The following is a 25,914-nucleotide window of genomic DNA, read 5'->3' as shown; positions in this document are numbered from 1 at the left end:
GCAATTGATTACATTTAGGCTTGATGAGGCTTACATTTGGACGGGGCAGCCTGCTGAAAGTTTGGCTGGTGTTTTTGCCACAGCTCACATGGGTTCTGTCCGCACTTTCTGGCTGGACACGCCAGACCCTGCCAGGCGGTACTGCTATCAAGGGGTTCAGCACAGCCCACCTGTGTCGTTACTCTGTTTTTGGCCCTGCTGGCTCAGTCCCCGCCCCGACGGCATGCAGTGGCAGGTCCAACGCACCTGCCAGTTGGTTCGCTTCTGCGGCGCTCAGGCCAGCCAGCCAGTCGGCGGGGCTGCGTCCGGCCAGTACCTTGTCCAGGCGGGCGGCAAAATGAGGTTCCAGTGCCGCCAGTCCCGCCCAGCCGTCCTGTACGGCATACAGGCGGTAGTTGGCTTCCGCGCCAGACAGCCAGCCGCCCGGCGTGGTCAGGCCGTGGCGCAGTGGCAGGGTCAGGGCTTCGGCTCCCTGACGCAGTCCGATCCGGCGCCAGCGCTCTGCCGCGCCACGTTCCCGCCCCAGCAACAGGGTCACCGCAGCGCGCGCTGCTGTCTCAGCCCCACTCAGGTCAGCCAGCAAAGACAGCGGCATGGCCGGTGGGCGGAGCAGGCCAGCTTGCAACTGATAGGTGAGGTCGTGGCCGGGAACGTCAGGCTCTTGCTTGTCGCCTACGATTTCCACCCAGCATAGCTGTGGGTTGAGAGTCTGCAGAGTGTCCAGGGTAATTCCTAGCCGGCCCAGGGCTGCAGGGCGCTGACTGGTGATCAGGAGGTCACTGTGGCGCAGCAATTCGCTGAAGTGAGACCAATCTTCTGCCGAACGTAGATCCAGGGTCTGCACCTCTTGCCCAGCAGCCAGTTCAGCATAAAGTTCCGGCGCAGTCTGGGCCAGCATGTCGCCGGCGGGCGGCTCAACCTTGGTGGTGTGCAGGCCTTCACGCCTCAGTAGCGCCGTGGCCACCGGACCAGGCAGGTTGGTTGCCAGGCTAACGGCCCTGAGGCCACTCAGGGGACCGGAGAGGGGAGAGGCTGGGGTCATGGGTCATTCATAGTAATGCTGTCTGATCCAGGACCGGAGAAGCTGAGGCAGCGTTGCTCTACGGCTTGACACAATTCTGCTGTGGGCAGCCATGGACTCCGTCTGATGAGACGAGCAAGTCCAGGGCGTGCCTACAAGGGAATTTTCGGCTGGGGCAATTGCAGTTGCTGGCCGTGCGGAGATCGGCGGCGACCAGGTAGGGCTGCTGCCCACGGCCTCACCCCACAGGACATCACCGTCACGGGCGAGGGTCGGCCACTCGGCTGGCGTGGCAAGGTTCTGGTCAGCTCTCAGATTGGCAGCGTCGGGGGTGAGGAAGAAGTGGCATCCTGGCAACACCTCTATCTGTTACGTTATATACGTCATCACGGTAGATTTACCTTCTGCTTGCAGCTGCTTTGAGGTGAGGTCACGGGTATCCTCTCAGCCTTGAAGCAGTTGCCGCACTTCGTCCATTCAGTGAAACATGCCGCTCAACACCACCTGTCTTTTGCTGCCGGGTCGCCGCTTATGGCTGAGCAGTCAGGTCAGCTGGCGTGCTGGGAACCTGTGTCCGCACCCAGCGCACCAGAGGAATCAGCAGGAGGCTGATCAGCATTTTTAGAATGATCTGGCCTAGCATCAGGTTCAGCAGCGGAGCCCCGGTCCCTGCAAAGGCCACTGTGATGAAAATAATCGTGTCCAACGTGGTGCTCACAGCGTTAGAGGCGACGACCTGGGTCGTCACACCGCGGTGCCTTAGTCGTTCGAAGATCAGCGCATCCAGCGCGGTGCTGAGCAGATAGGCCAGCAGACTGGCAAAAACGACACGGAACGTCGACCCGAAGACCGCCTGATAAGCAGCGTCGTCGAAGAAATCGGGTGTGGGCAGAGCATTGACGATCAGGCCATATCCGGCGAGCAGGGCATTGGCTGCCAGCCCGCCCCACAACAGTGCCTTGGCGGCAGTCCAGCCGCCGGCAACGTGAATGGCATCCCGCAGTGTGAACGTCAAGGAGTACAGAAGAATTGCGCCTGGGAAAACCAGAGGGCCAAACTGCACCAGTCGGCCGGCCGTCACGTTGCTCACCAGCTCCGCTCCGATATAAACGGCAATGAGGACAATCAGTAAGGTGCTGCGTTGTGGCATGGCAAAGTCCTGTTTCAAAGCGAAAAGATGCTAGCACTGAAGCGGGCAGCGAAAAGGACCGGCCTGTATCCTGGCAGAAGTGCTTACCGATCAGCGGGGTAGCCGTCACCCCAAGCTCAGGAAAGTGACGTGGCCCGCAGCATGGCTCAATCTCTCCAGGCTAAGAAGAGCGAATCATTCATTCCCTGGGAAAAAGCCCTTCTCGGTCAGGAATTCCAGCAGTCTGTCCGACTGCGCCCGCTGCTCATCCGGATCGTACTTGTAGGGGCTGGTATAAAACTGCGCCAGCGACGTGATTGCGCCCTCGTCACACTTGGCCTTGAGCGCCGGGGTCGCCATGTACCTGGCCCAGCCACTTTCCTCGCGGTCCCGGTACAGCTCGGCCAGTTCATCTTGGGTGGGGGCCTGATAGCGTTCGTCATGCACATAGGCGGCGAGGGGCAGGCGGTCCCGCTTGCTTGGGTCCTCGGCGGGGACACCGACAGCCATGGTCGTGACTGGCACGCAGGTGTCCAGCAATTCCAGAAAGGCCGAGATATCGGGCATGGCGTTCAGGGTGGTGCCCAGATAACACAGCCCGTACCCCCGTGCCTCGAAGGCCAGGCTGACACTCTGTGAGAGCAGCATGGCATCGAAAGCGGCGACATGGTAGCCCAGCAGGTGGCCGAAATTGTCGCGTGCGCCGCGCAGCCGCAGCCACTCACGGACACGGTACCAGTCGGCGCAAAAGGTCATCAGCAGTGGCGCTTGCAGAATAAAGTCCTGTTCCCCGTGTAGTTCGTACAGCCGCTGACGCCGCTGCGGGTCACGCGTCAGCACCACGGCGTAGCTGTTCAGATTGCCGGAGGATGACGTTCCAGTAATCGCTTCGTGCAGCACCTCGTCAATCACTGCTTGCGGGATGGTGGCGGGCGTGAAAGCCCGGATGGAGCGGTGTCCGGCCAACGTCTGTGACACAGTTTGCATGAAGCAGTTTAAGGCACTGGCGAAACAGGCGAACAGCCCGGAACGCAGCGAATCCATGCTGCGTTCCGGGCTGCTGGTTGACCGTGCTACTCGGTGAGCCACTCCCGGGTCAGGTTCACATCGGTTTGGGTCAGCTCATGGCCTGCCGGGAGGCGGGTTTCGCTGACTGCGGCGCTGCTGCGCTGCAACAGAGGGACGATGCCCTGTCCGTAGGGACCGTAAGGGTCACGCTCGCCGCTGAGCACCAGCACCCGTTTGCCGCTCAGATCGGGGGAGGGGGGAGCTTCCAGGGCCAGCACCGGGCGCAGCAGCGCCGCACCGGCCAGGGCCCTGGGCTGCTGCAGCAATGTGGCCAGAGCAATGTTTGCGCCGTTGGAATAGCCCACCGCGTAGACCTGCTTAGCGTCCAGACCATACAGCTGGGCCGCGTCCCGCACGAAATCGGCCAGGGCGTCCGCTTCGGAAATCAGGTGGGCCTGGTCATAGCGGGTGGCCGAGAAGCGGCGGAAAAACCGCGGCGCACCTTCTTCCAGCGAGCGGCCACGCACGCTGAGCAGGTGCGCGCCTGGGTCCAGCTCCCGTCCCAGGGGCAGCAGGTCCAGTTCGTTGCCTCCAGTGCCGTGCAGCAGCAGCAGGGTGCGGCCCGAGGTACCGGGCACGTAACGGTGCACCCAGCCCAAGTCACGGGAGGGGCGGCGTTCTTCGTCGGGCAAGCTGATGTGTGGCATAACAACCTCAATTTCTCCCTGCCTATGCTCCAGTTCGGGTGGCAGCACCAGCCGCTCGCCCAGGTGTGCGGGGTCTTCGTCGGCCCCAAAGCCGGGGCCATCGGTGGCGACTTCCAGGATGCTGCCGCCGGGTTCGGTGAAATAAATACTCTGAAAATAGCCGTGTTCACGCACGTCTGAGGCCTGAAGGCCCTGAGCGGTCACCGCCTTTAAGATGGCTTGCTCGTGGTCAGCGTCGGCGGCGCGAAAGGCCACATGGTGCAGGGTACCCGTGCCGCCCGCAGCAGGCCAGAAGCCGCCGGCCTCCCGCACATAGACGGTGTGGCCCAGTTCGGCAGGGGTGTGTAAGGTCAGCAGGCCGTCCACTTCCTCGCCGCGCCGGAAGCCCAGATGCTGCTCCAACAGCTACGCTGTGGCAGAGACGTCCTCGGACCAGAACTCGGTGTGGTGGATGCCGCGCAGCTGCATGTGGGCCGGCAGCGTGGAGCCGTCCCAGGGCCGTCCCGTTGGGGCGTCCGGCACGAAGACCAGCCGGACCGGTAGGCCGTCGGGATCATGCAGAGAAAGCCAGGTGGAGTCGCCGCGCCGCTCCGGGTGACCCCCTGGCCCAGCAGCCAGGTCATCCAGTCGCCCAGCGAGCCCAGGCTGGCGAGCAGGCCGATGGCGGTCGCCTGTCCCACGCCGCGCCGTCCCTGCGCGGTATCCGGCCAGGCGAAGAACGTCAGCACGCTGCCGGGGCGGCCCAGGGCGTCACCGTAGGCCAGGTGCAACGTCTGGGCGTCGCTGTGGTTGACCGTGCGTTTCACCAGCCGCAGCCCCAGCAGGCCCACATAAAAGTCCACGTTCGCCTGGGCATCGGCGGTGATGCCGGTGAGGTGATGAATGCCAGAGACAGGGGTGGTCATAGGTTCTCCTTAGGATCAGTCAATCGGTTTCAGGCCCGCTTCGATCTGTGGGCGCTGTTGTTCGAGGAAAGGTGGCAGAATCAGGGTTTCACCTAAACGGTCCATGTCCTCGTCCACGCCGAAGCCAGGGCCATCAGTGGCCAGTTCGAACAGCACGCCGTTCGGCTCGCGGAAATATAGGCTGCGGAACCAGTAGCGGTCTACCTCGCCGCTGGTCTGCATGCCCATCCGCCAGAGGTGCTCGGTCCAGGCGTGATACTGCTCCTCATCCGGCACGCGGAAGGCGACGTGATGGACACTCCCCGCCCCAGGCCGTGCCACCGGCAGATCGGAGCGCACCGCCACATGCAGTTCCTTGTCGGGGCTGCCACCCGCGCCCATTTCGTAGACGTGAACGCGGTGGGTGCTGTCCGCACTTTCGGGGTCGGCGTAATCGCGCACCGGGCGCATGTGCAGCACCTTTTGCAGTACCAGATCGGTGTTCCGCAGGTCCGGCACGGTGATGGTGATGGGTCCCAGCCCCCGCAGCTGATGCTCGGCGGGAACGGCGCTGCGCTCCCACACGGCAGGGGTGTCACCCGCGCCGCCGTCCACCACCAGGCGCAGGCGCTGACCTTCGGTGTCCTCGAAGTCCAGGGTGGGGCGTCCGTCCAGTTCGCGGATGTCGCCGTGGCTGACCTGCAACTCGCCCAGCCGCCCCTGCCAGTAGTTCAGGCTGTCCAGGTCGCGGACACGCAGGCCAGTGCGGGTCACGGTGCGGCTGCCACGCTGCTCGCGGGCCAGCGGCCAGTCGAAAAAGGTGATGTCGGTGCCAGGATTGCCGACGCCATCGGCATAAAAGAGGTGGTAGGCGCTGGTGTCGTCCTGGTTCACGGTGCGCTTGACCATCCGCAGGCCCAGCATATCGGTGTAAAAGCGCTTGTTTTCCCGAATCTGAGATGTCACGGCGGTCAGGTGATGAATTCCGGTGAGTTGCAGTTGGCTCATGTGTCGGCTCCTGTGTGGGGAAGAGGAAGGGTGGGAAGCGGAAGGTGTCACTTCCACTGATGGGTACAACATATAACTATTTATCTTGCAAAGCAAATAGATGTACTTTGGAGAGCTAGAACAGGCCCGCTGGTGGACCGCCTGCACCGATCCGCACATTTGCTTGTGCCGGCAGTGAGGGTGTGGTCTGCTGAGTCACGGAGGCTCCCCCCGGCCCGCCGCCCACCTGTGCGTGGGTGCTGCGGGCCTGCCTCTACCGCTGTCATGTCCCCAAGTCGAGCCGAAGCCGCTCTGGGGTCAGCAGCGGTTTTTCTCGGTGCAGTCATGCTGGCTTTCAGGTCAGCGGGCGCAGCCTCGCCTCAATCTCGGCGCGGCGCGGTTCCAAAAAGGGCGGCAGAATCAGGCTTTCGCCCGGGTGGTCCATGTCCTCGTCTATGCCAAAACCGGGGCCATCGGTGGCCAGTTCGACGACCAGACCGCCAGGGGCCGTCACGTACACCGAGCGGAACCAGTGACGGTCCACCTCGCCGCTGTTGGGGTACCCCAGGAGGCTCAGATGCATCATCCAGCCGCGCAGCTCGGCCTGATCCTTGACCCGCAGGGCGATGTGGTGGACGCTGCTCGCCCCAGGCCGGTGGCGGGGAAGGTCAGGGCGCAGCGTGACATGTAGCTCCTGGGCTGGGTTGCGGCTCTCCGGTTGGTTCCCCATCTGAAAGACATGCACCGGGTGGCCGCCGTCAAGGTATTGGCGCACTTCGGTCATCATCAGACCGTCTTCCAGCAAGCTGCGCAGTGGGCCTGGGTCACTCACGGTCAGGCCGCTGAAGCCCAGGCCACGCAGCTGGTACTCGCCAGGCACATCGCTGCCGCTCCAGGGCAGGCCGCGCGGTCCCTGGCCGCCGTCATCCACAAGTGCCAACCGGGTGCCGTCCACATCCTCAAACTCCAGCCGCCTGCGTCCATCCAGCTGACGGGCGGTCACCAGCACGCCATGCTCCCGCAGCCGCGTCTCCCAGAAGTCCAGCGCCGCAGTGCCGGTCACCCGAAAGGCGGTGAGGCTGATGGAATCGCTGCCCCGGTGTTCGCGGGCCGCGCGGGGAAAGTCGAAAAAGGTCATTTCGCTGCCGGGACTTCCTACGCCGTCCCCGTAAAAGAGGTGGTACATGCTGGGCGAGTCCTGATTCACGGTCTTCTTGAGCAGCCGCAGCCCCAGCACGCGGGTATAAAAGTCGAGGTTGCGGGCAATATCGGCGCTCAGGGCGCTGACATGGTGAATGCCGCAAAACTGAAGGGTCATGCCCCGCCGCCTTCCATCCGCCCCCAGATGCGGCCCAGCAAGGCCTGCTCGGTGTCATCCAGATGGCTTAGGAACTGTTCGCGGACCCCACGCAGATGAACGACGTGCATCCGCTGCAGTTGGTGCTTGCCTGGACCTGTCAGGCTGACCTGAAAGCTGCGGCCATCGGTGTCACAGCGGACCCGCTGGACCAGGCCTTCTTTTTCCAGGCGGTCGGTCAGCCGCGTCAGCCCGCCGGAGCTGAAGCGCAGGCGCTGGGCCAGCTCGGTCATGCGCAGTTCGCCCTGTTCTTCGAGGGTCAGCAGCGACTCATAAGCCGGCAGACCCAAGCCGAACGCCTGTTGCAACTCGGCGTCCAGCTGTTTCCAGACCCGACCATGCACGCTCAGAAAGCCGCGCCAGGCCGCTGTTTCCGTTTCAGAGAGGCGGCCCATAGGCGGCTCCGGTAGGGCGTGAAAGTGTCATCATGACAGCAGCATACAACTATTTGCCTTGCAAGGCAAATAGTTGTGGAATGGCTGGGCTGGGCTTATTCTGAATTGGGGTAGGTCGTCTCCGGGCATTACGTCAGCCCTATCGTCCCGGAGACGGGCCATTTCTTACCAGTTCAGAAGACGGCTTTGCGGGTGGCCTGCACAGCCGTGAGCAGCCTGGAGGCGTGGTAGATCAGGTAAGCGATCAAGGCCAGGGCGGTCAGCATATCGGTGCGGTCATCTATGGCGAAGCCCAGGTCGGTGCTGCGGTAGGTCAGCATGGCAGCCACAATGAACAGCACCATCACCGTCATGACATCCAGGAGCCAGGAGAAAATTGCCCTGACGGTCAGACTCCATTCGTCCCGGCTGAGAATGATCCAGCGCACCAGAGGCAGCAGGAGCAAGCCTGCCAGCAACCAGATTCCGACGGAGGCAGAGTCCGCCCCGGACATGACATCCCGCGTTCTGAGGAAGGCCATCAGGACGATGAAGCCGAGGTCCTGGAGATAGGACTTTTTCAGCCCCTGCCAGGTAGGCGCGAACACCACCGGCAGATACCTGGCCTCCCGGACAGTCAGGTGGGCCTTTTTCAGCTCCCGGTTGGCCTGGTGGGGATCGCCCCATTCGGCCAGCACAGCCTCACGGGGCTCGCCAGCTTCTTCGGCGTCTTGCAGGTGGTCCAGGTACTCCTGCGTGACGCGCTGGGCAGAAGCGGGGGCCAGGCCGTGGGTGGCCACGTTCAGCCAGTGTTCGGGCGTCATGATGCACTGCCCAGCACCGCCCCGACCGCACGTACCTGATGTTCCCACGTCCCGGTGGCCGACTGGAGGGCTTCGCGGCCCTGCTCGGTGATGCGGTATTCCCGCCGCACCCGTCCAGAGGCCTCCACTTCACTGCTCTGCACCAGGCCTTCTTTTTCCAGCAAATGCAGCGTGGGATAAAGGCTGCCCTCGCGGGCGCTCAGAACCCCTTCGGAGCGGAGCTTGATGGCCTGGGCAATGGCGTAGCCATGTTCCGGCTGACGGCCCAGGACCGCCAGAATCAGGAGCCGTAATTGCTCTTTCTGGTTCATGCCAGGATTATACCTCAATTTTAGATGTATCAGATAAAGAGGTATATCTTGACGAATCCTCAGGCCCGCTGCGCCCCGGCTCGCCCGTGCTCAATGACCCAGCTGGCGTCGGTGCTGACTGCGGCGTCCCGCGCCTTCACGTCGCTGATCACCCGGAAGTCGGTTTGCCAGGTGTCTGGGGTGATGCGGGCGCGGGCGTAGCCCCGCTGTGCACCGTTGAAGTAGCGGGTGTGCGGGTTGTCCTTCAGGCCACCTGCCGTGGGCGCCACGAACTGCGCCGGAAAGTCCGCGCTGATGGACGTGGTGACCAGTTCGGTGCCCACCGTGGCCGATTCGGGCCGCAGAAAGTCAGCTTTCAGGTCATGCACCCAGGCCGAATGGATATCCCCGGTCAGCACCACTGGATTGCTGACCTGCCCCTGCGCCATGAAGCCCAGCAGCCGCCCGCGTGCGGCGTGGTAGCCGTCCCACCCGTCCATGTTGAGGATGACACCCTCGCCGAAAGGCCAGTCGTAACGGGCCATCATCACCTGCTGGCCGATGGCGTTCCAGCGGGCCTGTGACGCCTGCAGGCCCTCCAGTAGCCAGCGCTCCTGCTGCGGGCCGGTCAGGGTGGCGTTGGGGTCCATAACGGCGGCGCACGCGGGTGCGAAGCCGTCGCCGCACGGCTGGTCGGTGCGGTACTGCCGGGTGTCCAGCATGGAGAAGCTGGCCAGCTGTCCGTAGCTGAAGCGGCGGTACAGCCCCATGTCTGCCCCCTTGGGCAGGCTGGAGCGGCGCAGCGGCAGATTCTCGTAATAGGCCTGATAGGCGGCGGCGCGCCGGGTCAAGAAGTCGGCCTCACTGACGGGAGCTTCGTCGCTGGCGCGGGCTTCCATGATCGCGGCCGCGTAGTTGTTCTCTACCTCATGGTCGTCCCAAACCACCACCCAGGGTGCCGAGGCGTGGGCCGCCTGAAGGTCAGGGTCAGCGTGATACTGCGCGTAACGGCGGCGGTAATCTTCCAGCGTCACGATTTCTGGGCCGCTGTGCTGCCGGACGCCTTCCGGGTTGGGCCCGTACTCGTAGATGTAGTCGCCCAAGTGGACCACCAGGTCCAGCTCGTCTTGCGCCAGGGCGCGGTAGGCCCCGAAGTAGCCGTTCTGATAATCCGAGCACGACACGAAGGCCAGGTTGAGTTCCTGCACGTTGTCCTGGGCGCGGGGCAGGGTGCGGGTCCGTCCCACCGGGCTGGTCGCGTTGCCGGAGTGAAAGCGGTAGTAGTACACGCGGTGCGGCTCCAAGCCATACACCTCGGCATGAACGGCGTAGCCGCGTTCAGGTGTGGCGGGGGAGCGGCCCTGCTGCACCACCTGACGGAACGCCTCGTCGTGGGCGACTTCCCAGGTCACGTCGATCGGCCCACCGGGCAAGCCCGCCCCGGTCGGTCCCAGCGGGTCAAGCGACAGCCGGGTCCACAGCACCACGCTGTCTGCCAGCGGGTCACCACTGGCGATACCCAGCGTAAAGGGGTTCTCCGGGTAGCGCAGGTGCAGCGCCGGGGCGCAGCTGCTCAGGCTGAGCAGGCCGCTGCCGGTGACGATGGCCGCCGCCTGCAAAAAGGCGCGGCGGCTCAGTGGATGGGCGGCAGTGGGCCTGGTCATGCTCGGAGGGTAGGCCCGGCGGGTCAGCGGGCGGTCAGTCGGGCAGCCTCGCCAGGCGGCGGGCATGAGAACTTTGCGGGGGCCCGCCTCCATGTGACGGTCACGCTCCGGCAGCCTGGACCCCCGATAGTGGGAGCATGAAACTGCTGACCCCCAGGTGCCTGACCCCCCGTACGCACGGCGCTGTCGATTACCTGGCGTGTGCAGGCATGTTCTGGCTGCCCGGCGCGCTGGGACTACCGGAGAAAACGCGGCGGGCGTCGCAGCTCGCCGCCCTGTCCTACCTGGGGGTGGCCGCACTGACCGACTATCCCCTGGCCCTGCGGCGGGTAATTCCGTTCCGGGTGCACGGCCAGACCGAGCTGCTCAGCGTGCCGCTGCTGGCGCTGATGCCCCGGCTGCTGGACGCCAACACCAGAGAAAGGCAGTACTGGCATGCCCTGGCTGGGCTGGTGTCGGTGGCCTACCTGGGCACCGACTGGAAGGCGGACCCGGACGAGTAGGAGAGGGAAGACCTTCACTGTAGTGAAGCGCGGGGGGTGACAGCTGTCATCTCCCGCGCCTGACAGGGCACACTACGCCGGCGTTCGTCAGGCGCCCACACTGTAAGCATGAACGCAACCGAACTGCGAGGCGTCACCAAAACCTTTGGCCAGGTGACCGCGCTGCGTGAGTGCTCGCTGACGCTGCGCCCCGGCGAACTGACCGCGCTGCTGGGGCCAAATGGAGCGGGCAAGACCACGGCTATTTCGCTGCTGCTGGGGCTGGCTGCGCCCACTGCGGGCCAGGTGCGGGTGCTGGGCCATGACCCACGGGGCGGGGCAGCGCGCACCCGCATCGGGTCGATGCCGCAGGAAAGCGCGCTGCCCGGTGGCTTGACCGTCTGTGAAACGCTGCGTCTGGTGGCCAGCTTTTACCCTGCGCCGCTGCCACTTTCGCAGGTACTGGCGCTAGTGGGCCTGTCCGAGCTGGCGGGCCGCCGGGCGGGCCAGCTCTCAGGCGGGCAGAAACGGCGCCTGGCTTTTGCGCTGGCGCTGGTAGGTAACCCGGAGCTGCTCTTGATTGATGAACCCACCACCGGCATGGATGCGCAGAGCCGCGCTCTGTTCTGGGACGCCGTGCAGCAGCTCCGAGATCAGGGACGGACCCTGCTGCTGACCACCCACTACCTCGAAGAAGCCGAGCGGACCGCTGACCGGGTGGTGGTGATGACCGCCGGGCGGGTGGTGGCCGACGGCACTCCCGATCAGCTGCGTGCCAGTGTAGGCGGCGCCCGCGTGCGGCTGCGCTGTGATCTGGTGCTGGCTGAACTGCAGGCATTGCCCTTGGTGACCCAGGCCAGCACTGATCACGCAGGCTGCGCTGAGCTGCACACCCAGCACCCGGAAGCCCTACTGGCCGAGCTGTATGCCCGCCGAATTTCCTTCAGCGAGCTGGAAGTGACCCGCTCCACCCTGGAAGACGCCTACTTACAGCTCACGGCCTGACGCTGCTGCTCAGGCCCTAAAAGGAACCTTGCCATGACCCAGACCATTCCCACTCCCGCCGCCGCCTCTGCCCGCCCGCCGTTCTGGTCTGCCCTGGCCCAACTGACCCTGGCCGAGAGCCGCCGCCTGACCCGCGAGCCGATGTTCCTGCTGGGTACGGTGGGCTTTCCGGTGCTGTTCTACTCGCTGTTCGGCCTGCCCCGTGATGGCATGCCGTTAGAGTTCAGCCGCACAGCTCTGCTGAACCTGGCCGCCTTTTCCCTGATCTCCTTGTCCCTGTTCTCCTTCGGTGTCAATGTGGCCGACGAGCGCAAGGTGGGCTGGTTGCGGCTGCTGCGCGCCTCGCCGATGCCGCTGCCCACCTACATCCTGGCCAAAGTGCTGGCCGCCTGGCTGTACGGCGGCGCGGCCGTGGCGCTGCTGATGACCTTTGCTGGCGTGGTGGGTGGGGTCTGGCTGGGCTGGGGTGCGTCGGTGGAGGCCCTGCTCAAATTGCTGCTGGGCGCTACGCCGCTGGTCGCATTGGGACTGGCGCTGGGCTTTCTGGTGCGCCCGGCAGCGGCGGTTGTGGTGGCGAACGTCGCCAGTCTGCTGCTGGTGTTCGCGTCAGGTCTGGCCATGCCGCTGGAAATGTTGCCTGCCTTCCTGAGCCGGGTGGCCCCGGTGCTGCCTACCTACCACCTGGGTGTGGTGGCCCGCTCTGCAGTCGGCAGCGGCGCGAATGAAGGCCTCAGCTGGCTGGTGCTGCTGAGCTACACGCTGCTGTTCGCGGTGATTGCCGCAGTTGCCATGCGCCGTGACGAAGCGCGAGAATAACCTGATGCTTAGGCTGCTCAGGCGAAGTGGTCGCCCCCGCCGCCTGGTGCAGCTGGGCTGGCTGATCTTTCTGGGGTTTCAGGTGCTCACCTTTTTCGCCACTTCTCACTCACCCGGAGAGTGGCTGCTGTTCTGGGGCACCCTGGGCGTGTTCGTGACGCTCTATGTGGCCTATTACTGGCGGGAAGACGGGGGCGAACGCCGCGACACCCAGTGGGCACTGGCGGCCTTCTGGGGCACCTTGACTGCGGCCATCGTGCTGGGCGGGGTGGTAGGAGCCAGTGCCACAGGCTTGCTGATCTACGGCGCCTTCATGGTGGGCTATCAGCCCCGGTTGCGGCTGGCGCTGGGCCTGGTGCTGGGCGTTTATGTCCTGCCGCTGTTGGGCGCCGTCCTGTGGACCCGTGAACAGTGGAGTGGCCAGGAGTGGGGGCCGGGCGTGGTGCTGGGAGTGACCACCCTCTGTGCCTATCTGCTGTTCGGCGCCTACAGCGCCCATCAGGAATGGCGGGGCCGCTGGGCCATGCGGCAGTTGCGGGCCGCGCAGGCCGAGAAAGAGCGCGTGGCTGCCGACGCCGAGCGTGAGCGCATCGCCCGCGACCTGCACGACCTGCTGGGGCATACCCTCAGTGTGATTGTGCTGAAGTCGGAGCTGGCCGCCCGCCTGACCGACCAGGCCCCGGACCGCGCCGCCGCCGAAATCCGTGAGGTGGAGCGGATTTCCCGTGAGGCGCTGGGCGAGGTGCGGGCTGCAGTGCAGGGTTACCGGGGCAGTGGCTTCAGTGCCGAACTGGCGCGCGCCAAGGTGGCCCTGGACACTGCCGGTATCCGGCTGAACATCACCGCACCGCTGCCCGAACTGCCCGAACCGCTGCAAAGCACCCTGGCGATGGTGCTGCGCGAGGCGGTGACCAACGTGGTGCGGCACTCTGGAGCCACCGAGCTTCGGCTGACCCTGGAGTCAGGGAGCGGGGGCTACCGGCTCATGCTACACGACGATGGCAGCGGCGAATTGGCCCCCGACGGCACCGGCCTAAGTTCAATGCGTGAAAGACTGCGGGCCATGGGTGGTTCACTCGAACGGACAGGTGGGAGCGGCACACGTCTGGTGGCCTGGGTGCCGCTGGAAGGACACGGCGAACCGGGGCTGGACAGTGGGGGGGTGGCTTATCCTTAGGATGGTCACTTTTGCGGTGCCTGGCGACCGGGGGCCAGTATGATCCGCATCCTGCTGGCAGAAGACCAATCGCTGGTGCTGGGTGCGCTGGCCGCACTCCTGTCTCTGGAAGACGATCTGGAGGTGGTGGGCACAGCTGCCGACGGCGAAGCGGCGTGGCAGCTGGCCCGGACACTGCGTCCGGATGTCCTGGTGACCGATATTGAGATGCCCCGCCTGACTGGACTGGAGCTGGCGGCGCAGGTGCGGACTGAACTGACGGAGGTGCAGGTCATCATCGTGACTACTTTTGCGCGGGCCGGGTATCTCCGCCGGGCACTGGACGCAGGTGCACGCGGCTACCTGCTCAAAGACGCGCCTTCGCACGAGCTGGCAGACGCCGTTCGCCAAGTTCATGCGGGGAGGCGGGTCATCAATGCCTCACTGGCCGAAGAGGTCTGGGACGCCCAGAGTCCCCTGACTGAGCGCGAAATTCAGGTGCTCCGCTGCGCCGAAGGTGCCCAGAGCACGGCGGCCATCGCCCAGCAGCTGGGTCTATCAGAGGGTACGGTCCGCAACTACCTGTCCGAAGCCATCGGCAAACTGGACGCCGAGAATCGCCAAGACGCGGCGCGGCGTGCCCGCGAGAAGGGCTGGCTGTAGTGGTACATCTATCCTGCGTCCCGCGCAGACCGGCTTTCCCTTTATGATGAAAGTCCATGCTCAACCCAGGTGAGAGATGCAGCGCTTGATTGCAGGAGAACGGACCGATCTGGAACGGCTCGACCGCACCCTTCTCCGGGAACTGCGGCTGCGGCTGCGGGGCCGCGATGTGGTGCAGCATCTACCGCCCGGCTGCCGGTTGTGGGTGGCTGGACTGGATGAAGTGGGCCAGGTCAAAGGGCTCACCTCCGGTCCCGCCGTGCCGGGAGTGCTGTGGCCCAGTGCTGAGGGTGAAGATCGCGTGCCGGGTGTGATCCTGCGCCTGGAGCAGCTGGAGCGGTCGGCACCGGAACGGTTTCAGCTGGGCGTGGTGTGGGCCTCTTCTCTGGCGGCTCCACCACTGACCCTGGAACTGCGGACAGCGACCCGGGTGGTGGCGGCGATTCAGCCTGAAGCGCCTACGGCGGGTCAGCCAGGCGGCAAAGCGGGCGGCGCTCTGCTGCTGGCCGAGGTCTATCGCCGCAGCGGCACCTGGCGGATTCGCAACTACAGCGAGTGGCTGGGTGGACCGGCGGCCCTGGAGCGCCGCTGGGGGCTGACCCCCGGACGCCTGAGTGTAGGTGCGCCGCCGTCCCCAGCACCTCTGCCTCCCGCTCCAGACGCGTCTGCTCGGCCTGCGCCGCCGCTGTCCCGCCCGGTCCCTCCGCCAGTGCCTGCTCCGGAACCCACGCCAGTTCCGGTCACGCCCCCAGCTTCTCCTCAACCGCTGGCTGATCCACCCACGCCTCTGCCCGCAGGCCTTCCGCATGAACCGACGCCTCCTTCACTCTCCGGGCGGCTGGCCGAGCTCTGGGCACGTTTGCGCCGCCCGGAGCCGGACTTGGTGCCCGAACCTGCCTTGGAGCAGACATCGGGACAGGCTGCGCCGCCTACCTCAGCAGGGGGTGAGGTCAGCCTGCCGCCCCGCACCGCCCGCTCCTTTGCCGCCATCGACCAGCAACTCCAGGTCCTCCGTGAAGTGCTGGCCGAAGAACAAAGCCGCAACCCGGGTATAGGCGGGGAGATGATTCGCCATCAGGCCCGGCTGGAGACCCTGCAGGAGACCTACACCACGCTGCGCCAGGAGGCACTGGAGTTGGAACGCCGACGGGCGCAGGCCGCCCGCCTGGGCCTGAGTCTGCCGCCGTCCGTGTTGGACCTGGAAGGTGAAATCGAACGGACCTACCGCGCCCTGGTCCGCGCTCTGGAAGACCAGGCCCAGACCCTGCTGCACGGCACGGCCCAAGGCAGCCGTGAACGGCTGGGCCGCGAAACCCTCTTTCTGGAAACACTTGGCGCGGAGCGGCCCCCGACCTCCCGTGACAAGGGGCCGCTGGACCTGTAGAGGGCTCCACCTGCAAAAAATAAAGCTGGGAGAAAGCGTAGGCCCGCTTTCTCCCAGCCGGTTGGTGAAGCTCAGTTCAGGGCATCACGCCGGTTGGCACGCAGGCTGCTCCAAATGGCCAGGCCGATAAAGCCGGCACCGATCAGACCGGTGATGACTTCCGGGATGTGAACTTCCCGGTTCATACTGAGCAGCATGATGGTCGCCAGGGCGCCGATGCCGTAGTGGGCGCCGTGCTCCAAGAAGCGGTAGGCCTCCAGGGTGCCTTTCTTGACCATCATGATCGTCAGCGACCGCACGAAAATGGCCCCGATGGTCAGTCCGGCAGCGATCAGCACGATGTCTTTGGTCAGTGCAAAGGCACCGATCACACCGTCCAGCGAGAACGAGGCGTCCAGCACTTCCAGGTACAGGAAGGCAGAAGCGCCCGCGGCTCCGGCTTTTTCGGTGGCATTGTCGGCCTCGAACAGACTGCCCAGGGCGTCCACCGCCAGATAGGTCAGCAGGCCCACGAAACCGGCCAGCAGCGCGGAGTATTTCTCGGCCGGGGCCACGGTGTAGTTGACCAGCAGGGTCAGCAGTACACCGACGATGATGGCCTGCACGGTATCCAGCCGGCCAATGCGCGCCAGTCGGTGCTCGAAGCCTGTCAACCAGTGCTGATCCTTGTCCGGGTCCATAAAATATTTCAGGAACACCATCATGAGGAAAGTGCCGCCGAAGGCGCTGATGGCGACATGGGCGTCTTCCAGGTGTTCGGCGTACAGGTCAGGATTGGTAAAGGCCTGCGTGACCACGTCGCCCAGTCCCATGCCAGCCGCCACAGCGACGATCACGATCGGGAAGATGAAGCGCATCCCGAACACAGCGATCAGGATGCCCCAGGTCAGAAAGCGGCGCTGCCACTTCTCGGACATGGTCCGCAGCACCGTGGCGTTGACCACCGCGTTGTCGAACGACAGCGAAACTTCCAGAATGCCCAGCAGCACGGCAATCGTCAGGGCTTCGATCAGGGCTGTCGCTGTATGACCGCCGCGGGCGTACCCGTCCCAGGCGGCCACGGCCAGACAGATCACGCTGATCAGGGTTGCGAACCCGAAGTATTGTTTGAATGTTTGCATAACAGTTCCTCTGTTCAGAGTAAATGAAGCCGGGCCGACAGCGCGCTCTCCGGCTGTTCCCGGGGCAGGGAACACTGCCCATACTGGAGACGTTGACAGGAGAGCCGGCTGTCGGTCTGGAAGATGTAGTGCTGAGAAGGGAAGAGCCGGACAGGGAGGCTCGGCGCCCGGAATTCAGTACCGTGAAAGTCTAGCCGACATCTACGCCGTAGTTACGTGCAGCCGCGCCCAGGCCGCCCTGATAGCCCTGGCCCACGGCGCGGAACTTCCACTCGCCGCCGTAGCGGTACACCTCACCGAAAATCACGGCGGTCTCGGTGCTGAAATCTTCGCCCAGATCGTAGCGGGTCAGTTCCAGGCCGGTGTCCTCGTTCACGGTGCGGATAAAGGCGCCACTGACCTGCCCGAAGTTCTGGCGGCGGGCCTCAGCCTGATCAATCGTGACCACCACGACGATTTTTTCAATCTCGGCAGGCACTTCGCTCAGGTTGATCCGGATGGTTTCATCGTCGCCGTCGCCCTCACCCGTGCGGTTGTCACCGGTGTGTTCCACGCTGCCCTCAGCCGAGCGCAACTGGTTATAAAAGACGAAGTCATGATCCCCCCGGACCCGGCCCGCTGCAGTCAGCAAAAAGGCCGACGCGTCGAGGTCGAAGGCCTGGCCGTCGGTCGAGCGGGGGTCCCAGCCCAACCCCAGGGTGATGCGTTCCAAGTTGGCATCCTGCTTGGTCAGGGAGATGTTGCCGCCTTTTTGCAGCGAAAGCGCCATGGTCTACGTCCTTTCTTAAAGGGAAGGGGTGGGCTGCGGCCCACAAGAGAGGCCAGCCCACCCCTTTTCCGGTTTACAGGTGTGGGCGGATGTCAGGCAGGTTTTCCTGATAGGTGCGTCCACGGCTGGGGGCACCGATGGCGGTCATGGTCCAGTCGCTGCCACTGCGCTTGAGTGCCGCCATGATCAGGGCGCTGTGGTCGCCCTGCGCCGAGAGGTTGTAGCGCGCGATCTCCTGCTCGCCCTGGACGTTGACCAGTCGGCAGTAGGCATTCGCCACCTGCCCGAAGCCCTGGCCGGTGAAATTGTTGACCGTGAACATCACGGCCACGACGTTGGCCGGCAGCCGTGCGAGGTCCACCGTGATGGTCTCGTCGTCACCGTCCCCAGCGCCGGTGCGGTTGTCGCCGCTGTGGCGCACCGTGCCGTCCTTGCTTTGCAGCTGGCTGAACCACACCACGTCCACCAGGCCGCCCTGGGCGTCAAACAGCAGCGCGTTGGCGTCGAGGTCGATGCTGGCGGCGCCGCCACCGCCGAACAGGCCGCCCAGAAAGCCGCTCTTCTTGGGAGCCTGCGCGGCGTCCCAGCCCAGGCCCATGCGTACGGTACTCAGTGACGGCCCCGCCGCCTTGGTCAAGCTGATCTGTTGCCCTTTTTCCAGTGAAATGGCCATGTTTCCGCTCCTTATGAGGTGAGATGTTCAGGGGTACGCGGCGTAGAACGGTAAAGTTCCCGCATCAGCGCAGTACGCCGACGCTACGGGCGTCCCGCTGCCAGGCGTCCAGCTCATTGACCAGCAGGTCAAACAGCTGATCGTCCGGCAGGTTGATCTGTGCGCCCACCTTGAAAAAGTCGGCGTTGTCGACGGTACGGCCCTGCAGGTCGTCCAGCTGTTCCAGGAAGCCAAAACCCTCCTCGGCCATGCGGCGCATCATGCCGCCGAACATGCCGCCTGCCGAGGCGGTCTGGTCGATCCCCATGAACTTCCAGAAGATCGGTTCGCGGGAGGCCTGCTGAATCAGATTCACCACCCGCTCGCGCCCGGAAGTGCCGCCGTCGGTGATGAACAGCACCAGGGTGGGCAGCGCATGACCGGCGGCGCGGGCGTCGGTCAGGACATATTCCATCACGCCGCCGTAGTCGGTGCCGCCCTCCAGCTGCACGCTCAAGCGGTCTACGAAGCCGCTGACATTGTCCAGCGACAGGGTTCCGCGGCGGTGGGCCTGCTGTCCGAACAGGTACATTTCCACCTCGCCGTCGTCGTCCAGGCGGGTGGCCAGTGCCAGAGCGCGCTCAGCAAGGCGCTGCACGGCGCCGCTGCGGTACTCGCCGCTCATGCTGCCGCTGATGTCCAGCACCAGATTGACCCGGTAACGGGCCTCGCCCAGTCCCCGCTTTTCCAGGCTGACCGAAGCCTGCTTGATCAGGCTGACCAGACCGGGCTGCTGCCGCTCAGCCTTGTCCAGCAAGACCTTCTGGCGCTCCTTGACCAGGCTGACGGCCGGGGCCGGGGCCGGGGTGGGCATGGGCGCTGAAGTGGGGGCCGGGGCCGCCGGGGCGCTGTCCTCCTCGGCCACCTCGCCGCCAAAATGCTGGACCAGCGCCGCCAGGCCGCCGTTGAATCCCTGGGCCACTGTCGCGAGTCGCCAGGCCCCGCCATGACGGTAAAAGCGCACCAGCATGACGGCTTTTTCGTCCTTAAGGTGCGGTTTGGCGTCAAAGTTGACCTGACCATCTACCGTGACCCGCAGCGTGCCAGCGCGGCTGACCGGCTGGCTGTCGTGCGTGGCCGTCAGGTACACCTCGGTGACGCTGGCCGGTAGGTCGTCCAGATTCAGGCTGAAGGTGCCGGGGGCCGCCAAGCGCAGCGCTCCTTCGGGGCTTTGCGGCTGGTTATAAAAAACCATGTAGCGGTCGTCGCTCAGCTGACCGTCGTTCAGTCCGAAGGCGGTGATATCGGTGCCGCTGAGGTCGCACTCTACAGTGACGGTGAGGCTGTGGCCCAGGCCCAGATCGCTGAGGGGGAGGCGCTGGCCGGCTTGCAGTTGGGTCATTCCTTACTCCTTGAGATGAAGGGGCTCCGGTGTCCTAAAGGTACAGAAGCGGTCAAAAAAAGGGAGGCAAAAGGTTGCCCCCCTGTTCTGGTACCCAGTGGGTCTCAGATCAGACGTTGACGCCGTAGTTCTGAGCCAGTGGGCCCAGGCCGCCCTGGTAGCCTTGACCCACCGCGCGGAACTTCCACTCGCTGCCGTTGCGGTACACCTCGCCGAAAATCATGGCAGTGTCGGTGCTGGCGTCTTCCGACAGGTCGTAGCGGGCAATTTCGCTGCCGCCGTCTTTGTTCAGTACGCGGATGTAGGCCTTGGACACCTGACCGAAGTTCTGGCCGCGGGTGCCCCCTTCGTGAATGGTTACGCACACGGCGATCTTGTCCACATCTGCTGGAACCTGGCTCAGGTTGATGTCCACGGTCTCGTCGTCGCCGTCGCCCTCGCCGGAGCGGTTGTCGCCGTTATGCGACACGCTGCCGTCAGAGCTAGTCTTGTTGTTGTAGAAAATAAAGTCGCTGTCCGAGCGCACCTTGCCGCCGTCATTCAGCAGAAAGACACTGCCGTCCAGGTCGAATTCCTGGCCGTCGGTGGCGCGGGGGTCCCAGCCGAGACCCACGGTGATGGCGCTCAGACCTGGAGCTTCTTTGGAAAGAGAAACGTTGCCGCCTTTGGAAAGGGATACTGCCATGGTGATACCTCCTGTTGAGTGGTGTTTCGGGGGGTAGTATAGCGGGCCTCATGCGCCGCGCTGGGATCATTGCCCCGCTCAGATTCGGTTGCTTTTGGCCAGATTGCAGCGCCGACACAGCAATTGCAGGTTGCTGACGCTGGTCGCTCCACCCAGGCTGTGTGGGATGACATGGTCAAATTCGAGGTAGTTGTTGTCCCCGCACTCCACGCAGCGGCCAGCGTCCCGCTGCCACACTTCCAGCTTGACCTTTTGCGGAATGCTGCGGCTGGCCCGCTCGGTCTGTGGTATCAGCAGCAGGCGCTTATGGATCCGGACCAGGGCGTCCAGGGTGGCTGCCAGAATCAGCGGCTGGGCTGTCGAGTACAGTCCGCTGCCCTTTTTCACGCCCAGTTCCAGATTGACGCCGCTGGCAAGCTCCTGAATGCGCAGCACCTTGCCGTATTGCACGTTCCAACCGCCTTCGGTATCGCTGATGAAATGGACTTTCTGGCTGGTCACGACCAAGCGGCCTAGAATGTCACGGCTGCGGCTGGCGGTAACATGCCGGAAGCTGGCGCGGCATTCCAGATGGGCCACCTCTCCGGCGTCCAGAATGATGGTGGTCTGCACGGTGGGTAGGTGCCCTTCACGCAGTCGGGCCGCCAGCTTGAGGTCTGCTATGTCCTGACGCATCCCCAGCAGGAGGTGGGCGGGCACTTCAAGTAATCCAGCCAGCCGCTCGAAATCAGCTTCTTCCTGATCGGTAATGATGCCGTCTGCGCGGGCCAGCGTCAGGGTCCGTTCCAACAGGTTTAGGGCGTCACTGCGCACATAGGCCAGGGCTTCGGCGGCGTCCAGACGGTCCCGGCTCAGGGCACCTTGCAGGTCCTGCCACTCGCGCAGTTCCATGATGCCGTCGGCACTGGCCGCCAGAAAACGGGTCCGGAAGTGTTGCAGGCCATGATTGACCTCCTGGGTGCATTTGCGGCACAGCCCCTGAGCACTCAGCCGGTTGATGAGATTGCCTCTGGCCCCGCAGCGCCGGCAATGTTGTGCCGAGGCGTTGGCCTGCTCGCCGGACTGAAGCGGCTGCCACTGTGGCTGCGGCGCGGCCTCCGGTGTCAGGGCAGGGGGTGATGTCTGGTCGTCCACTCCTTCACCCTCCTGGGCCACTTCTCCCCCGAGGGATTCAAGGAGCGCCTGAAGACCGCCGCTGAAGCCCTGACCGACGGCCATGACACGCCACCCTTCACTGTGGCGGTAAATCTCAAGGAGCATGACGGCCTGCTCAGCGCCAAACATCTGGCCGTCCAACTGGAAGCTGAGGTGGGTCGCGCCGCTGCGGAGCCACACTTCGCTGCCCTGCAATTGCGCAAACGTCCCACTATCTGTGGTCACGGCCAGCAGCAGCCGCTCGATGCTCAACGGTAGCCGAGCCAGGTCCACGCTGAATTCGTGACCAGAATCGTTTCGGACGATGGCTCCTTCGGGACTTTGCGGCTGGTTGAAAAAGATGAAATAACGGTCATCGCTCAACTGGCGCGCAGGGTCCAGCCCAAAGACACTCAGGTCTGTCTCACCCAGGCCCAGCAGCCGGGCACCCAGGGTCAGCCTCTGATCCCCATCTGCGAGGGGCAGCGGCAGCCGTTGGCCACGTTGTAGTTCGGTCGTCATGATTCTTTCAGGGTGTCACAGAATGCCTATCTGCGCGTGCCATTTTGCGCGGGGCGGGTTCGCCTGACCGGCCCAACTTGCCGTCACAGGTCTGCTATCACTAAGGCCGATGACCTCACCCACCCGAGTGCTGCTCAACAAGAATTTCAGCGTGACTGCCGCCCAGATGACCGCCCTGATGGGTGCCCAGGCTGCTGCTGGCGACGCCGATGCGCCGTACGAGCTGTGGGCCAGCCACAGTGACCCGGCCAACGGCATGCTGGCCGCTGCGTCCCATACGCTGCTTGAACCGGCAGGCCTGCTGGGTGACGCCTACGCGGACTGGTTGCTGGACGCCTGTGTGCAGCGCGGCATCGGGGTGCTCTGGGCCGGCAAGGAGCGCGAATGGCTGGCCGATCATCAGGGCCGTTTCGCCGCGCAGGGGGTGCAGTTGGTCGTGCCTGCCGAGCGCCATATCCAGGAAAAGTTGGACCATAAGGACGCTTTCTTGGAAGACTGGGACCCGCAGATTCTGCCGATTCCACGTTGGCAGCGGTTCACGACCCCGCAGGAATTCGGGGCGGCGTATGCGGCGCTTCAGGGCAGCAGGCGGCGGCTGTGCATCAAGCCTGCGCAGGGCATCTACGCCAGCGGTTTCCGCATTCTGGAAGACCCGCCCAGCCTGGACGGGTTCCTGGGTGGCAGCCTCTACACCATGAGCCTAGCGGCGGCCAGGGAGCTGTTCAGCGCCCCGCAGTTCCCGCCCATGCTGCTGATGGAGGTGCTGGAAGGCCCGGAGCGCAGCGTGGACTGTGTGGCCTGGGAGGGGCGGCTGATCCGGGCCGTGGTGCGGCGCAAATTCGGCGTGGGCCAGGTGATTGAGGACCGCCCCGACCTGACGGAAGCGGCGCGGCGGATTGCCGAGCGCTACGGCCTGAGCGGCATCTTTAATTTTCAGACCAAAGATCAGGCTGGCGCGGCGAACATGCTGGAAATCAACGCCCGCGCTTCCGGGGGCCTGCGCTACTCCATGGCCGCTGGGGTCGATTTTCTGCGGCTGGGACTGGACGCCGCCACCGGCCGCCTTGACTGGGACGCCCTGCCCACGGTACAGACTGGGTTTCAGGTCTATGAGGACAAGGCCGTGCGGGTGGTGCCGGGGCTGCCCGCCTGGGCTGAAGCGGGCCTGCACACCCCCAGCGGAGGCCGCCCATGATCCCCGAAACTGTCACCGTCGCCCTACCCAGTGGCACGCTGACGCTGGACATTGACCGTACCAGCCGCCCCCTGCCGGAACTGCTGGACTACGCGGTACGGCGTAACCCCAAGCGCGGTTTCTTGTTTGTCAGCCGGGTGCTGGGCAAACATATCCCCATCCCGCCGAGCACAGCCGCAGCGGTGCATACCGAACTGGCTGGAGCATTGCCGCACCTCCAGCGCCCCCACTTTATCGGCCTGGCAGAAACGGCCACCGCGCTGGGGGAAGGGGTTTTCCAGGCCTGGCAGGCCAGTGCCGATGTGTCAGGCACCTTTGGGCACACCACCCGGTATCTGCTGAACCGGGACGTGCTGCTGCGCTTCGACGAGCCGCACTCGCATGCCCCGGCGCACATCCTGTACGACCCCGGCACCCAGGCGCGGGCGGCCCAGGAACTGGTGCTGGTGGACGACGAACTCTCGACCGGGACCACCCTGCAGAACCTGGCCGCTGCCTGGCTGGAGCGCTGCCCAGCCACCCGCCGGGTGGTGATGGTCAGCCTGACCGACTGGTGCCCGCGTCAGGAAGAGATCCGCGCCGCCCTGGGCGTGCCGGTGGATTTCATCTCGCTGCTGGATGGCCGCTTCCAGTTTGCCCCGGCACCGAGCTGGCAGCCACCCCAGCTGCCGCCCGTGACGGGCAACGGGGCCGACAAATCTGCGCTGCTGCCCAGTGGTGGCCCCCGGCTGGGCAGCGGGTGGACGCTGGACCCGGCGCTGGACGCTGCCGGGCTGGGCCTGGAGGCTGGTGGGCAGGTGCTGGTGCTGGGCCAGGGTGAATTTCAGTTCCCCGCTTTCGCGTTGGCCCGGCGGCTGGAGGGAGAAGGGCTGGAGGTGCGCTGGAGCGCCACCACCCGCAGTCCCATCCTGCCCGGTCTGGCCATTCGGCACGCCCTGGAGTTCCCCGACAATGTGAGTGACGGTATTCCCAACTACCTCTACAACGTGGACCCACAGGACTACGCCGACATTCTGGTGACCTATGAGGGCCAGGCGGCTCCGCACCCAGAGCTGCTGCGCCAGCTGGGACCCCACGCCCGCGCCGTGAGGCTGGCATGACCTCGCAGATCGTCGCCTTTGCTGACCTTGACGACACCGTGTTCCAGACCCTCCGCAAGCTGCCGGGGGCCGACTCCGCCCGGCTGACCCCGGCCACGGTCAACACGGCGGGCGAGCCGCACTCGTTCATGACTCCGGCGCAGACGGCCCTGCTGGACCTGCTCGCCGCCGGGAACGTCACGGTCATTCCAGTCACCGGGCGTGACCCGGCGGCCTTTGCGCGGGTGGGGTTGGAGTTTCCTTCCTGGCGGGTGCTGGACCACGGCCTGACCATTCTGGATGCAGCGGGGGAGCCGGAGCAGACCTGGGCCACGCGGGTCAGGGCCGAGCTGGAGCCGCTTCAGGCTGAACTGGGCCGCCTGACCGACTGGCTACGTCCCCAGGCGGCGCAGGCCGGCGCCCGGCTCACCGTACACCACGCCCACGACCTGCCGTTCATGACGGTGCTCAAGCATCCTGAGGCCAGTGCTGAGATTCTGGCCGATTTACAGGATGCCTGGACCGCCGCCCTTCCGGCTGAGGCGGGCCTGACCGTGATCGCCAATGCCAACAATGTCAGCCTGTTGCCCGCCGGACTGGGCAAGGCCGCCGCGGTGCGCTACCTGCGCCAGACTTATTTCCCACAAGCCGCCTTGACCCTGGGCCTGGGCGACTCGGTCTCGGACCTGGGCTTCATGGCCGAGTGTGACTTTGCCCTGACACCGACGGCAGGCCAGCTGATGCGGACGCTGCGCTCGGTGACGTTGCCACAGCGTTAGGTTCCGGCGCCAGAATGACGCAGGATCACTGACAGGGCCACGCTACACTTGGCGGCATGTCCCATATGCAGCTTGTCCAGGAGAACCGCGGAGACGGGATCACGTTCCGCATCCACGCCCTGACCCGCGTCACCCGCTTTTCGCACGGTCAGGACGGCTCGCTGAGTGAAACCCGCGAGATGGACGGACGCTTCACGGTCGAGGCCGAGTTGCAGGGCAGCGGCGTGTTGATCGAGCCGGGTGCCTTTCAGTACAGCGTCGGGCATCTGCAAGCTGGCGTGCAGCAGCAGCAAGAAGGCGGGTTCCTGCGCCGGGCCATGAACGCGGCGGGAACCGGCGAAAGTGCCTTTGCCACCCGCTTCACCGGGCAGGGCCGCATCTTCAGTGAGCCGGTGCGCCGTCACTTCATCATTGCCGAGTCAAGCGGTGACCCCGGCGACGAGATGATTCTGGATGACCACGCCTTTTACATGGCCCAGGACACCATGCGGCTCGGCACCCACACCCACACCAACATTTCCGGTGCGCTGTCGGGCAACGGGCTGCGCCAGCCCAAGCTATCGGGGCGCGGCCTCTTTGTGGTGGAGTCGCCAGTGCCGGTTTCGGAAGTGGAAGTGATTGAGCTCAGCGGCGGCCAGACCCTGACGGTGGACGGTGACATGATGCTGATGTATTCGGCGTCGCTGAATGTGCAGCTGCAGCCGTTGGTGCGCGGCCTGCGCAACGCCAGCCGGACCGGCGAGGGCCTGGTCTTTGTGCTGAGCGGCCAGGGCACCGTGTTCCTGACCCCCACCATGCGCGGCGTGTCCGGAGCTTCGCTGTAAA

The 25,914-nt window shown here is 64.9% G+C and carries 28 protein-coding genes; 10 read left to right on the top strand and 18 right to left on the bottom strand.

The annotated features are described in order from the left end of the window. Positions 1-178 precede the first annotated feature (178 nt). The 12 genes from LMT64_RS13240 to LMT64_RS13185 all read right to left on the bottom strand — a co-directional run bounded on the left by LMT64_RS13240 (position 179) and on the right by LMT64_RS13185 (position 10,245). Complete coding sequence (locus tag LMT64_RS13240) at positions 179-1,042, bottom strand: CoA transferase (RefSeq protein ID WP_126352127.1); 864 nt, start codon at positions 1,040-1,042, stop codon at positions 179-181. 58 nt (positions 1,043-1,100) lie between these two features. Beyond that, complete coding sequence (locus LMT64_RS13235; protein WP_229253573.1) at positions 1,101-1,238, bottom strand: SWIM zinc finger family protein; 138 nt, start codon at positions 1,236-1,238, stop codon at positions 1,101-1,103. 312 nt (positions 1,239-1,550) lie between these two features. Further along, entirely contained in the window at positions 1,551-2,189 is a 639-nt protein-coding gene (locus tag LMT64_RS13230; RefSeq protein WP_229253546.1) for a queuosine precursor transporter, read from the bottom strand. Positions 2,190-2,345: 156 nt separating this feature from the next. Then, positions 2,346-3,137 (bottom strand): nitroreductase family protein, encoded by a 792-nt coding sequence (locus LMT64_RS13225; protein WP_170165979.1) that lies wholly within the window; start codon positions 3,135-3,137, stop codon positions 2,346-2,348. Positions 3,138-3,223: 86 nt separating this feature from the next. After that, complete coding sequence (locus tag LMT64_RS13220) at positions 3,224-4,267, bottom strand: VOC family protein (protein WP_229253545.1); 1,044 nt, start codon at positions 4,265-4,267, stop codon at positions 3,224-3,226. Beyond that, positions 4,216-4,770: a VOC family protein gene (locus tag LMT64_RS13215; RefSeq protein ID WP_126352131.1), complete on the bottom strand. Its 555-nt coding sequence runs from the start codon at positions 4,768-4,770 to the stop codon at positions 4,216-4,218. The genes LMT64_RS13220 and LMT64_RS13215 overlap by 52 nt, the downstream gene beginning before the upstream one ends. Positions 4,771-4,785: 15 nt before the next feature. Further along, positions 4,786-5,757 (bottom strand): ring-cleaving dioxygenase, encoded by a 972-nt coding sequence (locus LMT64_RS13210; protein ID WP_126352132.1) that lies wholly within the window; start codon positions 5,755-5,757, stop codon positions 4,786-4,788. A gap of 334 nt (positions 5,758-6,091) precedes the next feature. Then, positions 6,092-7,054, bottom strand: a complete 963-nt coding sequence (locus LMT64_RS13205; protein WP_229253544.1) for a VOC family protein — start codon at positions 7,052-7,054, stop codon at positions 6,092-6,094. Beyond that, entirely contained in the window at positions 7,051-7,488 is a 438-nt protein-coding gene (locus tag LMT64_RS13200) for a MarR family winged helix-turn-helix transcriptional regulator (RefSeq protein ID WP_126352134.1), read from the bottom strand. Before LMT64_RS13200 ends, LMT64_RS13205 begins: the two co-directional genes overlap by 4 nt. A 173-nt stretch (positions 7,489-7,661) precedes the next feature. Continuing rightward, a complete protein-coding gene (locus LMT64_RS13195; protein WP_126352135.1) occupies positions 7,662-8,291 on the bottom strand; it encodes a hypothetical protein in 630 nt (209 codons plus the stop codon). Further along, positions 8,288-8,602, bottom strand: a complete 315-nt coding sequence (locus LMT64_RS13190) for a helix-turn-helix transcriptional regulator (RefSeq protein WP_126352136.1) — start codon at positions 8,600-8,602, stop codon at positions 8,288-8,290. Before LMT64_RS13190 ends, LMT64_RS13195 begins: the two co-directional genes overlap by 4 nt. A gap of 59 nt (positions 8,603-8,661) precedes the next feature. Then, entirely contained in the window at positions 8,662-10,245 is a 1,584-nt protein-coding gene (locus LMT64_RS13185) for an alkaline phosphatase D family protein (RefSeq protein ID WP_126352137.1), read from the bottom strand. A 137-nt stretch (positions 10,246-10,382) separates the two neighbouring features. Between LMT64_RS13185 and LMT64_RS13180 the strand changes: the two genes are divergently transcribed. From LMT64_RS13180 to LMT64_RS14210, 6 genes are all read left to right on the top strand, one after another. After that, complete coding sequence (locus tag LMT64_RS13180; RefSeq protein WP_229253543.1) at positions 10,383-10,748, top strand: hypothetical protein; 366 nt, start codon at positions 10,383-10,385, stop codon at positions 10,746-10,748. 108 nt (positions 10,749-10,856) lie between these two features. After that, positions 10,857-11,732: an ABC transporter ATP-binding protein gene (locus LMT64_RS13175; protein WP_126352139.1), complete on the top strand. Its 876-nt coding sequence runs from the start codon at positions 10,857-10,859 to the stop codon at positions 11,730-11,732. Between the two features lie 33 nt (positions 11,733-11,765). Continuing rightward, positions 11,766-12,548: an ABC transporter permease gene (locus LMT64_RS13170; RefSeq protein WP_126352140.1), complete on the top strand. Its 783-nt coding sequence runs from the start codon at positions 11,766-11,768 to the stop codon at positions 12,546-12,548. 4 nt (positions 12,549-12,552) lie between these two features. Beyond that, on the top strand, positions 12,553-13,725 hold the full coding sequence (locus LMT64_RS13165) for a sensor histidine kinase (RefSeq protein ID WP_170165980.1): 1,173 nt from the start codon (positions 12,553-12,555) through the stop codon (positions 13,723-13,725). 39 nt (positions 13,726-13,764) lie between these two features. Next, positions 13,765-14,367: a response regulator transcription factor gene (locus tag LMT64_RS13160; protein WP_126352141.1), complete on the top strand. Its 603-nt coding sequence runs from the start codon at positions 13,765-13,767 to the stop codon at positions 14,365-14,367. 76 nt (positions 14,368-14,443) lie between these two features. Further along, a complete protein-coding gene (locus tag LMT64_RS14210) occupies positions 14,444-15,751 on the top strand; it encodes a hypothetical protein (RefSeq protein WP_126352142.1) in 1,308 nt (435 codons plus the stop codon). A gap of 71 nt (positions 15,752-15,822) precedes the next feature. Here LMT64_RS14210 and LMT64_RS13150 read toward each other — a convergent pair whose 3' ends face one another. The 6 genes from LMT64_RS13150 to LMT64_RS13125 all read right to left on the bottom strand — a co-directional run bounded on the left by LMT64_RS13150 (position 15,823) and on the right by LMT64_RS13125 (position 22,036). Beyond that, a complete protein-coding gene (locus tag LMT64_RS13150; protein ID WP_126352143.1) occupies positions 15,823-16,872 on the bottom strand; it encodes a DUF475 domain-containing protein in 1,050 nt (349 codons plus the stop codon). Positions 16,873-17,062: 190 nt separating this feature from the next. Further along, positions 17,063-17,641 (bottom strand): TerD family protein, encoded by a 579-nt coding sequence (locus LMT64_RS13145; RefSeq protein WP_126352144.1) that lies wholly within the window; start codon positions 17,639-17,641, stop codon positions 17,063-17,065. A gap of 73 nt (positions 17,642-17,714) precedes the next feature. Then, positions 17,715-18,314, bottom strand: a complete 600-nt coding sequence (locus LMT64_RS13140) for a TerD family protein (RefSeq protein ID WP_126352145.1) — start codon at positions 18,312-18,314, stop codon at positions 17,715-17,717. A gap of 64 nt (positions 18,315-18,378) precedes the next feature. Beyond that, entirely contained in the window at positions 18,379-19,695 is a 1,317-nt protein-coding gene (locus LMT64_RS13135) for a VWA domain-containing protein (protein WP_126352146.1), read from the bottom strand. A 109-nt stretch (positions 19,696-19,804) separates the two neighbouring features. Continuing rightward, positions 19,805-20,380, bottom strand: a complete 576-nt coding sequence (locus tag LMT64_RS13130) for a TerD family protein (protein ID WP_126352147.1) — start codon at positions 20,378-20,380, stop codon at positions 19,805-19,807. Between the two features lie 78 nt (positions 20,381-20,458). Next, positions 20,459-22,036, bottom strand: coding sequence for a TerD family protein (locus LMT64_RS13125; protein WP_126352148.1), 1,578 nt, complete (start codon positions 22,034-22,036; stop codon positions 20,459-20,461). Between the two features lie 109 nt (positions 22,037-22,145). Here LMT64_RS13125 and LMT64_RS13120 point away from each other — a divergent pair, with 109 nt between their 5' ends. The 4 genes from LMT64_RS13120 to LMT64_RS13105 are packed head-to-tail and all read left to right on the top strand — an operon-like array spanning position 22,146 to position 25,913. Further along, on the top strand, positions 22,146-23,231 hold the full coding sequence (locus tag LMT64_RS13120; RefSeq protein WP_126352149.1) for an ATP-grasp domain-containing protein: 1,086 nt from the start codon (positions 22,146-22,148) through the stop codon (positions 23,229-23,231). Further along, the gene (locus LMT64_RS13115) at positions 23,228-24,331 is read left to right on the top strand and encodes a phosphoribosyltransferase domain-containing protein (RefSeq protein ID WP_126352150.1); all 1,104 of its coding nucleotides are present in this window, start codon (positions 23,228-23,230) and stop codon (positions 24,329-24,331) included. The genes LMT64_RS13120 and LMT64_RS13115 overlap by 4 nt, the downstream gene beginning before the upstream one ends. Beyond that, on the top strand, positions 24,328-25,089 hold the full coding sequence (locus LMT64_RS13110; RefSeq protein WP_126352151.1) for an HAD family hydrolase: 762 nt from the start codon (positions 24,328-24,330) through the stop codon (positions 25,087-25,089). The genes LMT64_RS13115 and LMT64_RS13110 overlap by 4 nt, the downstream gene beginning before the upstream one ends. Before the next feature lie 56 nt (positions 25,090-25,145). Beyond that, positions 25,146-25,913: an AIM24 family protein gene (locus LMT64_RS13105; RefSeq protein WP_229253542.1), complete on the top strand. Its 768-nt coding sequence runs from the start codon at positions 25,146-25,148 to the stop codon at positions 25,911-25,913. Position 25,914 lies beyond the last annotated feature (1 nt).

Source organism: Deinococcus radiophilus (assembly GCF_020889625.1).
Classification (GTDB): Bacteria; Deinococcota; Deinococci; order Deinococcales; family Deinococcaceae; genus Deinococcus; species Deinococcus radiophilus.
Note: the sequence above shows the minus strand (reverse complement) of the source record. Positions and strands in the feature narration are given on the sequence as shown.

Excerpts from the sequence above, each read along its gene's own strand:
- LMT64_RS13170 (WP_126352140.1), top strand. The coding sequence starts at position 11,766 with ATGACCCAGACCATTCCCACTCCCGCCGCCGCCTCTGCCCGCCCGCCG.
- LMT64_RS13135 (WP_126352146.1), bottom strand. The coding sequence starts at position 19,695 with ATGACCCAACTGCAAGCCGGCCAGCGCCTCCCCCTCAGCGATCTGGGC.
- LMT64_RS13190 (WP_126352136.1), bottom strand. The coding sequence starts at position 8,602 with ATGAACCAGAAAGAGCAATTACGGCTCCTGATTCTGGCGGTCCTGGGC.
- LMT64_RS13110 (WP_126352151.1), top strand. The coding sequence starts at position 24,328 with ATGACCTCGCAGATCGTCGCCTTTGCTGACCTTGACGACACCGTGTTC.
- LMT64_RS13160 (WP_126352141.1), top strand. The coding sequence starts at position 13,765 with ATGATCCGCATCCTGCTGGCAGAAGACCAATCGCTGGTGCTGGGTGCG.
- LMT64_RS13240 (WP_126352127.1), bottom strand. The coding sequence starts at position 1,042 with ATGACCCCAGCCTCTCCCCTCTCCGGTCCCCTGAGTGGCCTCAGGGCC.
- LMT64_RS14210 (WP_126352142.1), top strand. The coding sequence starts at position 14,444 with ATGCAGCGCTTGATTGCAGGAGAACGGACCGATCTGGAACGGCTCGAC.
- LMT64_RS13140 (WP_126352145.1), bottom strand. The coding sequence starts at position 18,314 with ATGGCCATTTCACTGGAAAAAGGGCAACAGATCAGCTTGACCAAGGCG.
- LMT64_RS13175 (WP_126352139.1), top strand. The coding sequence starts at position 10,857 with ATGAACGCAACCGAACTGCGAGGCGTCACCAAAACCTTTGGCCAGGTG.
- LMT64_RS13145 (WP_126352144.1), bottom strand. The coding sequence starts at position 17,641 with ATGGCGCTTTCGCTGCAAAAAGGCGGCAACATCTCCCTGACCAAGCAG.
- LMT64_RS13150 (WP_126352143.1), bottom strand. The coding sequence starts at position 16,872 with ATGCAAACATTCAAACAATACTTCGGGTTCGCAACCCTGATCAGCGTG.
- LMT64_RS13200 (WP_126352134.1), bottom strand. The coding sequence starts at position 7,488 with ATGGGCCGCCTCTCTGAAACGGAAACAGCGGCCTGGCGCGGCTTTCTG.
- LMT64_RS13180 (WP_229253543.1), top strand. The coding sequence starts at position 10,383 with ATGAAACTGCTGACCCCCAGGTGCCTGACCCCCCGTACGCACGGCGCT.
- LMT64_RS13195 (WP_126352135.1), bottom strand. The coding sequence starts at position 8,291 with ATGACGCCCGAACACTGGCTGAACGTGGCCACCCACGGCCTGGCCCCC.
- LMT64_RS13210 (WP_126352132.1), bottom strand. The coding sequence starts at position 5,757 with ATGAGCCAACTGCAACTCACCGGAATTCATCACCTGACCGCCGTGACA.
- LMT64_RS13125 (WP_126352148.1), bottom strand. The coding sequence starts at position 22,036 with ATGACGACCGAACTACAACGTGGCCAACGGCTGCCGCTGCCCCTCGCA.
- LMT64_RS13185 (WP_126352137.1), bottom strand. The coding sequence starts at position 10,245 with ATGACCAGGCCCACTGCCGCCCATCCACTGAGCCGCCGCGCCTTTTTG.
- LMT64_RS13130 (WP_126352147.1), bottom strand. The coding sequence starts at position 20,380 with ATGGCAGTATCCCTTTCCAAAGGCGGCAACGTTTCTCTTTCCAAAGAA.
- LMT64_RS13205 (WP_229253544.1), bottom strand. The coding sequence starts at position 7,054 with ATGACCCTTCAGTTTTGCGGCATTCACCATGTCAGCGCCCTGAGCGCC.
- LMT64_RS13215 (WP_126352131.1), bottom strand. The coding sequence starts at position 4,770 with ATGACCACCCCTGTCTCTGGCATTCATCACCTCACCGGCATCACCGCC.
- LMT64_RS13105 (WP_229253542.1), top strand. The coding sequence starts at position 25,146 with ATGTCCCATATGCAGCTTGTCCAGGAGAACCGCGGAGACGGGATCACG.
- LMT64_RS13165 (WP_170165980.1), top strand. The coding sequence starts at position 12,553 with ATGCTTAGGCTGCTCAGGCGAAGTGGTCGCCCCCGCCGCCTGGTGCAG.
- LMT64_RS13120 (WP_126352149.1), top strand. The coding sequence starts at position 22,146 with ATGACCTCACCCACCCGAGTGCTGCTCAACAAGAATTTCAGCGTGACT.
- LMT64_RS13115 (WP_126352150.1), top strand. The coding sequence starts at position 23,228 with ATGATCCCCGAAACTGTCACCGTCGCCCTACCCAGTGGCACGCTGACG.
- LMT64_RS13225 (WP_170165979.1), bottom strand. The coding sequence starts at position 3,137 with ATGCAAACTGTGTCACAGACGTTGGCCGGACACCGCTCCATCCGGGCT.